We start from the raw sequence: 12879 nt of genomic DNA, 5'->3' as shown, positions 1-12879 counted from the left end.
CACCACGCTCATTCCGCGTCTGGCCCTCGATGGCGCAGCCCCGCAAGAATGGTGCTCAACAGCTGGTCGAGCAGCTCGTCCACCTTGAGCTGATGCCCCTGCCAATAGCCCAGGCGCTCGTTCAGCCCCAGCTGGACCAGGCCGTGCACGCTTCCCCAGAGGGTGCGTCCCAGCCGCCGGGCTTCGGCATCATCCAACGCCGGCTGATAACGTTTGAGCGATGTTTCCACCTGGGTGAACAAGGCTTCGATCAATTGACTCTGGCGTTGGTCCAGCTCGCCTTCCTGGGCCAGCGGATGGTCGAACAGCAGTTGCCAGCGATAGCAGTCCTGCTCGGCGAAGCGCCAGTAGGCGTTGGCGAGCGCCCGCAGCCACGGCTCGGGTTCGTCGGACGCCAGGCTGGAAATGGTCAGCTGCAGGCGCGCCAGGGTCTCGACGTTGACGTGTTGCAACAGGATGTTGAAGCTGCCATAAAGCTTGAGCAGCGTACTGGGCGCGCAGCCGACGTCTCGGGCCAGAGCACGCAGCGAAAGGCCATGAATGGGCTGTTTGGAAAGCCATTCATCGCAAGCGCGCATCACCTGCGCATGTAGGGCATCGGGCGCGTGCTGTCTGGGGCGGGCCATGGCGATCTCTTAAAGTGAACGGCAAACAGGAAGATTGCCTTATCGCGCTTTAGCGTGAACAAGGGATACTATAGGATACCCCACATCGAACACTGTTTTCGACTCTAAACCGCGACATTTCATGCGTAAAGGCCCCTTAACGGGCAACGACAACGCGTTAGCGTAAAAAGGAGACCTGCATGGCCGGGCGTCTACACGTGCAGCAACTGCCGCTTGCCCGCCTACTCCCACGCCTGAAGATGACTGAACCTTTGCTTGAGTCTCCCAACGTGGCGCCGCGCCAGCCGGTATCGGCGATCCGCGCGGTCGATGGCACCCTCTGTTTACAGTCATTGTTCTGGGGGTTGACCCCGCCCTGGCTGACCGTGCTCGACAACGCGCCCCACTGCGCACGGGCGGAAACCCTGACGCAGCGCAACATGTTTCAGGAAGCCTACCGTTCGCGTCGCTGCCTGGTGCCGGTGAGCGGTTTTTATATCTGGAAGCGGCTGCCCCGCGCCAAGCAGCCCTATCTGGTCACCCAGGTAGATCGCGGGCCTTTGTTGCTGGCGGGACTGTGGTGTCGCTACCACACCACCTTGACGGCCTATACCGACTCCACCGCCTTGATTACCGTGCCGGCCAACGCCTGCCTATCGCCGCTGACGGATCGCCTGTCGGCCGTGATTGCCCCGCAGGACGCCGACGCCTGGCTGAACCCGGACACCGACCATGCGACCCTTGACCGGTTATTGACCCCTGCGCCGCTGGAACTGTTGGGCGCTTTTCCGGTATCAAAACAGATCAACTTCCCCACCTACCAGTCACCGGCCTGCGCGCACCCCACCGGGCCGATGATACGCTGGACCACGCCATAGGAGCTTACATGCGTCAACTTATTGGTTTAAAACGCTTTTCACGTTGGAATATAGCGTTGCCTGGAGGCGCTCTGCTGGGCATGGCCATGGGCAGCCTTTGGTTTGCGCCCACGGCACTGGCTGCCGACGAAGAGAACATCAAGGGCGTCATCACACCTCACGTCAGCCCGTATGACGAGCGCGACTACCGCGTGCTCGAACTGGAAAATGGATTGAATGTGCTGCTCGTCAGCGATGACGAGGCCGATAAAGCGGCGGCGTCGATGAACGTACGGGTCGGCAGCGCCCAGGACCCTGATGACCTACAGGGACTCGCCCACTTCCTCGAGCACATGCTGTTTTTGGGCACCGAAGCTTACCCAGAGGCTGACGCCTATCAGCGCTACCTATCGCGCAACGCAGGCTCGCACAACGCCTTTACCGCCTCTCAGGATACCAATTACTTTTTCAGCATTGAGCCTTCCGCCTTCGAGGGCGCACTGGACAGATTCAGCGCTTTTTTTGTTTCACCGCTGTTCAACGCCGACCGGCTTGAAAGCGAACGCAACGTCGTTCACTCCGAATACGTTGCGCGTCGGCGGGACGAAGGACGGCGCGAAAACGCGGTACTCAACCAGTTGCTGAACCCGGATAACCCCACCACCCAGTTTGCCGTGGGTAACCGCGAGACGCTGGCTACCCCCCCGGAAGGCGAAGCCACCCTTCGCGAACGGGTGATGGCGTTTTATCAGCGCCACTACGACGCCAATGTGATGAACCTGGCCGTCGTGGCACCCCAGTCGCTGGATACCCTGGAAGACTGGGTCGTCGAGCGTTTCGCCGAGATTCCCGATAACGACCGAGAGACCCCCAGCATCGACACACCGCTGGTGGAAAGCGACACCCTGCCCCGCTATGTCGAGCGCCATTCCCTTGAAGACCGTCACCAGGTTCGCTTCTACTTTCCGATTCCCGACCCGTCCGACGCCTATCGCCAAAAGCCGACCCAGTTGATTGCCCACCTGCTCGGTGATGAAGGCGACGGCAGCCTGCTCGCGGTACTCAGGGACGCGGGACTCGCCGATGGGCTTTCTGCCGGGGTCAGCCGTGCCGACGGCCAGGACGCCCTCTTGACGGTATCGATCAGCCTTACCGACGACGGCGCCGAGCGCCTGGACGATATCCAGGCCACGCTGTTCGCGGCGATCGCGCGCATTCGCCAGAGGGGGCTGGAAGAATGGCGCTACGCCGAGCAAGCCGACCTGAACGAGCAAGCCTTCCGCTTTCAGCAGCCCGGCGAACCCCAGCAGGAAGCCATTCGGCTATCGATGAGCCTCGCGCGTTACCCGGTGGAAGATGTCCAGTACGCCGCCTACCGCATGGACGGCTTCGACCCCGAGCAGCACCGGCGCTACCTGGACGCCCTCACCGAGGACAACATGCTGCGCCTCTACTCAGGGCCGGAGGTTGAAAGCGACCAGGTAACGCCCTGGTTCGATACGGCCTGGCGAGAACAATCGCCCCGCCAGGAAGGACAGCCATTGAGCGGGCTGGCGCTGCCTGCGCCCAACCCGTTTATCGCCAGCGACCTGACCCTACTGGACGGCCAGGACGAACGCCCCAGCACGCTGATCGACACGCCCTCGTTTACTGCCTGGCATATGCAGGATGCGCGATTCAACACCCCCAAGGTCGAGTGGCGCCTGAGCCTGCAGCACCCCAGCACCAGCTATTCCGCCGAGGAAGCCGTGCTTACCCGGCTGCTGGCCAACTGGCTGAACGACAGCCTCAATGAATCGCTGTACCCGGCCTGGCTGGCGGGCCAGTCGTTCAGCGCCTACGCCCACTCTCGTGGCATGACGCTGTCGTTCTCCGGCTGGCGGGACGGCCAGACGCCGCTGATCGAACAGGCGCTGGAACAGCTCAGCGGGGCCGACATTCGTCAAGGCGATTTCGAGCGGGTACGCAACCGGCTTCAGCGTGAATGGCGCAACGCGCCACAAGAATCCTTATATGGCCAGGCGAGCGGCACGCTGGGCGAGGCGCTACTGACGCCCCAATGGTCAACACAGGCGTTGCTCGACGCCAGCCAGCGCCTGGAACGCGGCCATTTGATCGACTTTCGGCGGCGTTTCCTGGATGACCTTTACGTCGACGCCATGGCCGTGGGCAACCTGGGCCCTGAGCTTGCCCGCGAGCAGGCAAACCTGATGCGCGGCAAGCTCACCCCGCGACTGACGCGCGACGACATTCCCACCCTCACGCCGCTGGCGGTGGAAAGCAACGACAGGGTGCTGCACCCCCACAGCGAGCGCGAGGAGTCCATCGTGTTGCGCTACCTGCAAGGCCGCGATCAAACCCCGCGCGAGCAGGCGGCTACCCAGGTACTTGCACAGTGGTTGGAGACGCCGTTCTACCAGCGCTTGAGAACCGAAGAACAGCTCGGCTATGTGGTGAATGCCGGTTATTTTCCGCTGCTCGACGCACCGGGCATCGCCATGGTGGTGCAGTCACCCGACGCGGACAGTGAGACGATTGCCGAGCGCATGGACGCGTTTCTGGAGGACGCCGACGAACGGCTCGCGCAGTTGGACGACAGTGAGCTGGACGCCTATCGCCAGGCTGTGAACAGTCGACTGCGCCAGCGCGATACCCAGCTTGGCCAGATGGCCAATCGTTACTGGCAGGCCACCGCCCGCGACGACGTGCGCTTTGACCGCCGCGAGCGGCTCGCCGAACTGGCCCTCGAGGTCACCACGGACGAGCTTCAGGCCCTGTGGCCTGCGCTTCGCGAACACCAGCTGGACGTACGCTTCAACCCTGGCGACGCGCCCAGCGACGTGGCGGAGATCCGCGAGCAGCTTGATCCCCTACCCAAGAAGGCGAGCGAGTAAGCGCATGCCCTGCCTGCTCAGGCGTCAAACGCCTGGGCAGGCAGCATCGCCTCCACGTAAAGCACCAGCTCTTCCAGCACCTGACGCTGGTGATCAGTCAGGGTCTGCTGGTTGTAGTGCTCGATTTCCCGGGCGAACCCCTTGAGAGTCAAACCCGATAGGGTCGCATCGTTGATGCGCATCCAGCGAAACGCCTCCCACTGCTCCAGCTCGTCACCTTCCAGCGTTTCCGGGTAGCTGCGGGCACGAAATCGAAACAGCATTTCTTCCAGACGCGGATCCTGAAAGGCAAACCGCTCGCCCACCAGGTCCCAGGGATCCATGGCGCGCACGCGCTCCATCTGCCTGCGATCGGCCGCCGAGAAAAACGACCCCGCGTAGAGCATCAAATCGGGGTCCTGGGGTGCATCGTCATAGCCTGCACTGAACACCTCGGCCACTTTCTGGGCCACGCCCGACGCCTCACGGAGCATCTTCCAGTGCGTTCGGCAGGCGTCCATGTCCAGTCCCAGGCGGGCCACGATATCGCCGTACTCACCCTTGTGGGGGCCGTCGACATCTTTGAGTGCCGTCGCCGGAAAGACCACCGGGCAGCGGTTGATATGAATAACCTTGAGGGGAATGCGAGCCTCGCCTTCCGACAGGTCTTGCTGGCTGACGAAGACCCGCTCGCGGATCTGCTCGGCGGACATCGACAATAGCTCGCTGGGGTCGACGCTGAGATCGTAGACGATCACCCCGTTGGGGTTGCTGGGGTGTTCCGCCAGCGGCACCACCAGGGCACTGCACCCGCGGCTTGCCGGGTATCGACGCGAGATGTGCAGCACCGGCTTGGCGCTGGGCAAATCCAGCTGCTGGGCCACCGCCCGCTTGCTGCGGAGCCCCAGCAGATAGTCGAACAGCTTGCCGTTGCGCGACTTGAGCAGGCGCGCCAGCGCAATCGTGGCGCGCACGTCGGCGACCGCATCGTGGGCACCTTCGTGGGCGATACCATTGGCGGCAGTGAGGTGTTCAAGCTTGAAACTTGGCGCCCCGTCGTCGCGCTGCGGCCATTCGATGCCTTCCGGGCGTAGGGCGTAAAATGCCCTGACCACGTCGATCAGATCCCAGCGCGAGTTGCCGTTTTGCCATTCCCGCGCGTAGGGGTCGAGTAAGTTGCGGTAGAACAGATGACGCGACACTTCGTCGTCGAAGCGCAGGCTGTTGTAGCCCACCACGCAGGTACCCGGCTCGCTCATGTGGCGCTGCACTTCACCCGCAAACTGCGCTTCGGGCAGGCCGTGGCGCTGGGCTTTTTGCGGTGTGATACCGGTAATCAGACAGGCGGCAGGATGGGGCAGGTAATCGTCAGCGGGGCGACAGAACAGCTCGATGGGCTCACCGATCTCGTTCAGATCCGCATCGGTGCGCAAGGCGGCGAACTGAGCGGGCCGATCGCGACGCGTATCGGCCCCGAAGGTCTCATAGTCATGCCATAGAAAGCTGGCGGGGGCAGCAGTGGGTGACGCCATGGACAAGCACTCCGCGGGGCAAAGAAAAGCCCAAGCCTAGCATATCCACGGCGGGTTTCGCCGCGTATCCCGCAAACCGCCCATCAGCTTTTGGGCAGCGTCACGTTCAACTCCAGCACCGAGCAGTTATCTTCGCTATCCAGGGATATCTGAATAGCGTCGTCATCCACATTCACATAGCGGCGGATGACCTCGAGCAACTCACGCTCCAGCATGGGCATGTAGTCGGGCTGCCCTCGCTGGCTGCGCTGATGCGCCACGATAATTTGCAGGCGTTCCTTGGCCACCGAAGCAGATTTCTTGCGCTCACGCTTCAAGAACTCCAGCAGTTTCATCGACGACCTCCCCCGAACATCCGGCTCAACAAGCCTTTGCGCTGCATTTCGTGAAAGCGTAGCGGCATGTCTTCACCGAGCAACCGTGCCACGGTGTCGCTGTAAGCCTGGCCTGCATCGCTTGAAATATCGTGGGTCACCGGCACGCCCTGGTTAGACGCCCGCAGCACGGCTTCCGATTCGGGAATCAGGCCGAGCAGGTTGATCGCCAGTATTTCGCGGATATCGTCCAGCGTAAGCATATCGCCCGAGGTGACACGTTCAGGGTTATAGCGCGTGACCAGCAGGTGTTCCTTGATGGGGTCGCTGCTATCCTCGGCGCGCCGCGTCTTGGACGCCAGCAAGCCGAGAATGCGGTCGGAATCGCGAACCGAGGAGACTTCCGGGTTGGTCACCACGATGGCTTCGTCGGCAAAGTACATGGCGAGCTGGGCGCCACGCTCGATGCCGGCAGGCGAATCGCAGATGATAAAGTCAAAGTCTTCTTTCAGTTTATCAAGCACCTCGGCAACGCCTTCTTGGGTCAAGGCGTCTTTGTCGCGGGTTTGCGAGGCCGGCAGGATAAACAGGTTTTCGACACGCTTGTCGCGAATCAGCGCCTGATTGAGACCCGCTTCGCCCTGGATCACGTTCACCAGGTCGTACACTACCCGTCGCTCGCACCCCATGATCAGGTCGAGATTGCGCAAGCCGACGTCGAAATCGATCACCACTGTCTTCTTGCCGCGCAACGCTAAGCCTGTCGAAATAGCGGCAGCGCTTGTGGTTTTACCGACCCCCCCTTTACCTGAGGTCACTACAATGATTTTGGCCAAGAGTCACTTCCTTCTTGAAGTCGTTCTGCGCAAGCGCGGTAGGCGCACTACGGACAACGGGAACGTCTATGTCATCAACAAGCCACACGGCAACGCCGCGTGACTGGCATTCTCAACGGGTTGCGCCGTTATCTCTAGTTCAGCGGCTTAATGTCCAACTGTTCCTGGGCAAAATGCACTTCGGCCGGCGCTCCCAGCAGCTGAGAATCGATATCTTCCAGACGCTTGTAATTACCCGCCACCGACAGCAATTCGGCGGCGAGCTCACGGCAATAAATACCCGCCTGGGTATTGCCATGAATACCCGCTAACGCACGCCCCCGCAATGCGCCATAAACATGAATGCTGCCAGCGGCCAATACTTCGGCCCCCGCATTGACGGCGCCGATCACCACCAGATCGCCGCCGGAAGCGCTGACCTGCTGCCCCGAGCGCACCGTCCCCCGGTACAGTCGCGTGGTGTCGGCAGCGGCACCTTCCTCTTCCTTTTCCTCGGCGGCAGCGTCATTGATGGCCGCCACGGAGGCTGTGCTGTCGTCGGCGGGCTCGCCATTGACGCTCTTGAGCATCTGCGCGCGGCTCTCGTCGACCGGTGCGAACCAGCCCAGCCCCAGCGCCCACGCCGACTGGCGAACCGGCTCGGTACCGCCCCTCACTGCCACGGGGAGCAGCTTATGATCCCGGCAAACCGCGCAGATTCGCTCAAGCGACAGGTGGGGCTCATCGAGTTTTTCCACGCTGAGCACAACCGGTGTATGCTGAAAGAATGCAGGCGATTGCGACAGCTTGCCTGCCAGTTGACGTCGGATATGTTCTGGGTCAGCGCTGCTTAGCTCCATGACGGTCATCGGCAGCATGCCGCCTTTAAAGGTAAAGGCCACGTCGGCACTATCCACATTGAGGCTCATGGCCGAACTCCATGTCATGATCAGGTAAGATACAAGGTAGCGCATTCGCGCACTTTTTGGGCGGTGAGCATTGACCCTCGTCATACCCACATCATAACTCAACGCTAAGCGACAGCGCCGACGACTGCAACCTTACGAACGGTCGTCGTCTGAATTTTATCACGCAAAGCGCCTAACAGCAGGATGATCCATGCACGGACTGTTAAGACGCCTGTTCGCACCTCGCTGGCAACACCCAAACCCCGAGGTACGTCGCCAGGCTCTCCATCGCCTAGACCCCGATCATGCGGAGCAGCGCAAGGCGCTTACCGCCCTCGCCAGGGACAGCGACAGCGCCATTCAGCTCGCTGCACTGCTCGCTCTGGATGACCTGGAAGGCCTGGTGGTGGCCTACCCTGCACACCAAGACGCGCCCGACTGGCACGAGGCGTTGCGCCAGCGGCTGAGCGGCCGGCAGGGGCAAACGGGGCTCGGCCAGCGTGAGGCGCTTGTCGCGCGTATCGACGATGCCAGGTTGCTCAATGCCGTGGCGCTGGAGGGCGATAACCTCAACCTGCGCCTGACCGCGCTCGACAGGTTGGCCGACGAGCAGGATCTGATCGAACAGGCTTGCCACAACGGGGTCGCCGCGGTTCGTCACCAGGCCGCGGATCGTGTGGCCAGCGAAGCCGGATTAAAGCAGCTGTTAAAACAGGCGCGCCGTGATCGCCAGGTGACCCGTATGGCCCGCGAGCGGCTGCAAGCCCTGCGGGCCGACGCCGAGTGGGAAGAGGCCCAGCAACAGCAGCGCGAAACGCTTCTTCAGCAGCTCGAGCGTCACGCCCAATCTACCTGGGAGCCGCTTTACGGCGGGCGGTTGCGCCACTTGCAGCGCGAGTGGGAACAGCTCGGCCAGTCCCCCAGCCAGGAACAGGAGGCCCGCTATCACCAGGCGGTGCTGACCTGTCGCAAGACGCTGCACGATCACGAAACCCAGGAGCAGGCGCGCCAGGAGCAGGAGCAGCAGCGCGAAGCCACCGACCTGACGCGTGACCAGCTCCTGGAAGGGCTTGAAGAAACCCTGGAGGGACTACGCCTGGGCAACGCCCTGACGGCACAGGACATCGACAGCCTGCGTGCCCAACGCCAACTGCTCGGCCAGCGCTGGCAGCACCTTTCGGATGTACACCCGCCCAGCGAGGCTACCCGCCAACGCTACACCCGCGCGCTCAAGGACTACGACGCCTGTATTGAAGCCTGGCAGCGCTGGCAGGGCGTCAGCGCCGACGTTGAGCAAGCGCTCGCCGATGGCGACCACGCCAGGTTGGCGACGCTGCTTGATGCGTGCCGCTGGCCCGACCGCCTGACGATGCCGGCGCTCGCTCGCCAGGCTCAGGAAGCACTCGCGACGGCCCCTGACACAGCGCCCGCCCAGCATGACGCCCCGTCACTCAGCGCTTACCAGGCCGAACTGGACAGCTTCGAGCAATTGCTCGAACGCGGCGCCTTCAAAAGTGCCAGCCGCCTCCATCAGCGGCTCAAGCCAGGTATCGAGGCCCTCCAGGACACCGAGGCCAGGCCGCTCAAGGCGCGCCTCAAACACCTCGGTGCGCAGCTCGCCGAACTGCGCGACTGGCGGGGCTTTGTAGCAGGGCCCAAGCGCGAACAGCTGTGCGACGCCATCGAAGCCCTGGCCAACGACGGCTACATGGAAGAGGCGGCGCTGGATCGCCATCATCGCCAATTGGTGAAAGAGTGGAAATCGCTAGGGGATGCAGCGGCCAATCGGGATCTGTCCGCGCGCTTTCGCGCAGCATCCGACCGCATTCACGAACGGCTCGCCCCGTGGCGCGAACGACTGACCCAGGAACGCACGGCCAATCTGCACGCCCGGGAAGCCTTGTGCGAGCAGTTGGAAACCCTGCTGGATCAGCCGGCGGCGGACGCCGACCCGGACATGCTGCGCGAGATCCGCGATAAAGCACGCCAGCAGTGGCGGCATCACTCCCCGGTGCCGCGTGACCAGGCAGAGGCGATCGGCCGGCGGTTTGGCCGCATTCGTCATCGGTTACAGACCCTGATCGACGCACGTGCCGAACATATGGCCGACCAGAAAAAAGCCCTGATTGCCGACGTTCAGGCGCTCCACCAGGACGAGCGCCCTCTCGCCCAGCGCATCGAGCACGCCAAGCAGCTCCAGCAACAATGGCGTCAGCTGGGGCGTGCGCCCAAGGGCGAGGAGCAGACACTATGGAAAACCTTCCGTCACGAGTGCGACCAGCTTTTTGCGCTGCGTGATGCACACAAGCAGGAACAGCGCGCCCAGCAACAGCAGCAGCTCGACGCCCTGCAGACCCTGATCGACGAGATGGACAGCTGGCAGCCTCAGGACGCCAGCGAGCACGCCACGCTGGATGCTTTCGTCAATCAGGCAACACGCCTGGAGCCACTGCCGCGCAACCGTCGCAGCGACGGCATGCAGCGACGCCTGAGCGGCATCATACGCGCCCGGCGCGAACGCCTGAACCGCCTTGAAGTGGCCAGCGCGGTCACCACCTGGCAGCAACTGATGCCCCTGATGGAAGCCCACCTGGCGGCCGATGAGCGTCGCCTGGTCGGCGAGGCGACCGACGACGTGGACGCCGTCGCGGTGTTGGGCGAGCAGCCGTTGCCGGCAGCGTTTACCGACGCCCATCATCAACGCAACCAGCGCCGCCGAGAAGCCCTGCCCGAATCACTCGAGGCGACCTTGCAGGACCAACTCGCCCGGCTGCGTGTGCACCTTTCACTGCTGGCCATGGGACGCGTTCGCCAGCACGACGAGCCCCTGCGGCTGGCCATCCAGGTAGAGCGTCTTAACGACGGGCTTCAACAGGAACGCAGCCGCGCCCAGGAAGTCACCGATGTGCTGGCCGGGCTCGTCGCCCTTGGCCCAATGCCAAGAACGCTGTGGGTGCAGGAGGTCAACGAACTCGACGAATTGCTAACGCGCCTCGCCCGAACACCACCGCCCTGACAAACGACAAAAGCCAGCGAGGCATCCTCGCTGGCTTCATCGTCACGGGACATGTCGTCCAGAGCATTTAGCCCATGAACTGACCGCCGTTGATATCGATATTGGCCCCGGTGATGAACCCGGACTCCTCATCGGCTAGAAATGTCACCAGTCGACCGATTTCTTCTGGCTTGCCGTAGCGCTTGACGGGGATCGTCTCACGGATCGCCTCGCGCACTTTTTCGGGAATGTTCATGATCATATCGGTGGCGATATAGCCCGGCGACACGGTATTCACGGTAATGCCCTTGGTTGCCGTCTCCTGAGCAAGCGACATGGTCAAGCCGTGCATCCCCGCCTTTGCCGCCGCGTAATTCACCTGGCCAAATTGTCCTTTACGGCCATTGATCGACGAAATATTGATAATCCGGCCGTACCCATGCTCGAGCATCATCTCGATCACGCTGCGGCAGGTGTTGAAGACACTGTTCAGGTTGGTATCGATTACCTCGTGCCACTGCTCGTAGGACATTTTCTTCATGGTGCCGTCGCGGGTGATTCCCGCGCAGTTGACCAGCACACTGATGGGGCCATGCTGCTCCTGGATTTGCTGAGCACCTTCAAGACAGGCTTGATGGTCGGCGAGATCGACACCGGACAGCGCGATGTTGTTATAGCCATCTTCCTGCTGCGATGCCAGCCAGGTCTTGGCCTTCTCGGGGTTGTGATAACCCGCTACGACCAGATAACCCGCATCCGCCAGCGAACGACAAATCGCCGTACCGATACCACCAGTTCCACCAGTTACCCAGGCGACGGGGGCTTGATTGGCCATTGACTACCTCCCTGATATGACGAATGGCTTGGGCACTGCATGATGAAAACCGCAAGCCATTGTGAAAAGCGCCTTGGCGCTTGAGTACCAACGGCAAATCGCAATACAGATACGCGACTTGCCGAGAGTCAGCATTGTTCTTGTTGCACTAACCTCAGCATAGCGCTACTCGTCTCATGTTGCAGCACCCAGACCATCAACGGCTATAGGGCAAACGTTTTAAAATCCCCTGTTGACGAAACGTAAAAAAAGCGTAGAATACGCCACACGTTGATGCGGGGTGGAGCAGTCTGGTAGCTCGTCGGGCTCATAACCCGAAGGTCATCGGTTCAAATCCGGTCCCCGCTACCATACATAGAAAAAGCCGATACTTTTACGAGTATCGGCTTTTTTGTGTTTGTCCAGCCGGTCATGGGTGAACCCGGCGACCCCTCTTTTTTGAGTAGAGCTACACTTTAAAGTCCGATCCCATGGGCAAGCAGATTGGACATAAAGAAGTGTTTCAAGCGTTATGCAAACCCCTTAAAAGCGTGGTCGCCGAGCACCAATCGATTGTGTTCCTTGGCGATATGTAAGGGACGTAACCGGCACATGGTAGGTTGGATCATGTGCCGGTTGGTTCAATTAAACTGCCTGAATAAGCCCGTTATTGCCGCTTTTATCTAGCCCTCCTCCATACATTCTTGAAATACCTTTTCCCGGAAGGCTTCAACGGAATGACTGCTGATATCGTACGCATAGACCTTGTCATAGACCGACTTAGCCATACGGGCGGACTCGCTATCGTCATCTGGCGGAATTCCTTGCAAGACCTCTTCCTTTGAAAAGCCGTCCAAACGTCCCTGCATCGCGGCTTCTGCAAAATCAGCTTCATAGCCACACACACCCTCAAGTGAGGCTCGTTCGTCGCGTGCCTCAGCGCTGCCAGCGATCAGGAAAAATCCCGCGGCCAGAATAGTCGTCTTTATGCGCATAATATCTCCAATCTAAAAGTCCTAATTGATTTCTATCCAACCTGAGCGTTGGCATTAGCAGGGCAGAACCCCAAAAATCAGGGCGGATGCAGGCTCTGAGTGCAACACCGTCAATGTGTCGATGACGGAACCTCATGGTACTTCGCCAGCTCCTCGCTCATCACCTCAATT

Annotated in this window: 10 protein-coding genes and 1 tRNA gene; 4 read left to right on the top strand and 7 right to left on the bottom strand. The window is 61.3% G+C overall.

Features of this window, described 5'->3' with window-relative positions:
- Window positions 1-8: 8 nt before the first annotated feature.
- A complete protein-coding gene (locus tag QC815_RS10325; RefSeq protein ID WP_230447258.1) occupies window positions 9-626 on the bottom strand; it encodes a TetR/AcrR family transcriptional regulator in 618 nt (205 codons plus the stop codon).
- Between the two features lie 179 nt (window positions 627-805).
- On the opposite strand from QC815_RS10325, the gene QC815_RS10320 reads away from it, so the two are divergent.
- Both QC815_RS10320 and QC815_RS10315 read left to right on the top strand, forming a co-directional pair.
- Entirely contained in the window at window positions 806-1483 is a 678-nt protein-coding gene (locus tag QC815_RS10320; protein ID WP_230447259.1) for an SOS response-associated peptidase, read from the top strand.
- Between the two features lie 8 nt (window positions 1484-1491).
- Window positions 1492-4356, top strand: a complete 2865-nt coding sequence (locus QC815_RS10315) for an insulinase family protein (RefSeq protein WP_309768351.1) — start codon at window positions 1492-1494, stop codon at window positions 4354-4356.
- A gap of 17 nt (window positions 4357-4373) precedes the next feature.
- Here QC815_RS10315 and sbcB read toward each other — a convergent pair whose 3' ends face one another.
- From sbcB to minC, 4 genes are all read right to left on the bottom strand, one after another.
- A complete protein-coding gene (gene sbcB, locus QC815_RS10310) occupies window positions 4374-5867 on the bottom strand; it encodes an exodeoxyribonuclease I (protein ID WP_309768349.1) in 1494 nt (497 codons plus the stop codon).
- Window positions 5868-5950: 83 nt separating this feature from the next.
- Complete coding sequence (gene minE / locus QC815_RS10305; RefSeq protein ID WP_230447262.1) at window positions 5951-6202, bottom strand: cell division topological specificity factor MinE; 252 nt, start codon at window positions 6200-6202, stop codon at window positions 5951-5953.
- Window positions 6199-7017 carry a septum site-determining protein MinD gene (gene minD / locus QC815_RS10300; RefSeq protein WP_230447263.1) on the bottom strand — a complete coding sequence of 273 codons (819 nt, stop codon included), beginning with the start codon at window positions 7015-7017 and terminating at the stop codon, window positions 6199-6201. The genes minE and minD overlap by 4 nt, the downstream gene beginning before the upstream one ends.
- A 134-nt stretch (window positions 7018-7151) precedes the next feature.
- Window positions 7152-7925: a septum site-determining protein MinC gene (gene minC / locus QC815_RS10295; RefSeq protein WP_230447264.1), complete on the bottom strand. Its 774-nt coding sequence runs from the start codon at window positions 7923-7925 to the stop codon at window positions 7152-7154.
- 190 nt (window positions 7926-8115) lie between these two features.
- Between minC and QC815_RS10290 the strand changes: the two genes are divergently transcribed.
- Entirely contained in the window at window positions 8116-10920 is a 2805-nt protein-coding gene (locus QC815_RS10290) for a DUF349 domain-containing protein (protein ID WP_309768347.1), read from the top strand.
- Window positions 10921-10987: 67 nt separating this feature from the next.
- Here the strand turns inward: QC815_RS10290 and phbB are convergent, their stop codons facing one another.
- Window positions 10988-11734: an acetoacetyl-CoA reductase gene (gene phbB / locus QC815_RS10285; RefSeq protein ID WP_230447266.1), complete on the bottom strand. Its 747-nt coding sequence runs from the start codon at window positions 11732-11734 to the stop codon at window positions 10988-10990.
- Window positions 11735-12008: 274 nt separating this feature from the next.
- Here phbB and QC815_RS10280 point away from each other — a divergent pair.
- Window positions 12009-12085: transfer RNA gene (locus QC815_RS10280), tRNA-Met, on the top strand.
- Window positions 12086-12396: 311 nt separating this feature from the next.
- On the opposite strand, the gene QC815_RS10275 is transcribed toward QC815_RS10280, so the two are convergent.
- Window positions 12397-12708, bottom strand: a complete 312-nt coding sequence (locus QC815_RS10275; protein ID WP_230447267.1) for a hypothetical protein — start codon at window positions 12706-12708, stop codon at window positions 12397-12399.
- Between the last annotated feature and the right edge of the window lie 171 nt (window positions 12709-12879).

Origin of the sequence: Vreelandella gomseomensis (genome assembly GCF_031451645.1) — a bacterium.
GTDB lineage: Bacteria > Pseudomonadota > Gammaproteobacteria > Pseudomonadales > Halomonadaceae > Vreelandella > Vreelandella gomseomensis.
The sequence above is the reverse complement of the archived record's forward strand: the minus strand, read 5'-3'. Positions and strand labels throughout refer to the sequence as shown.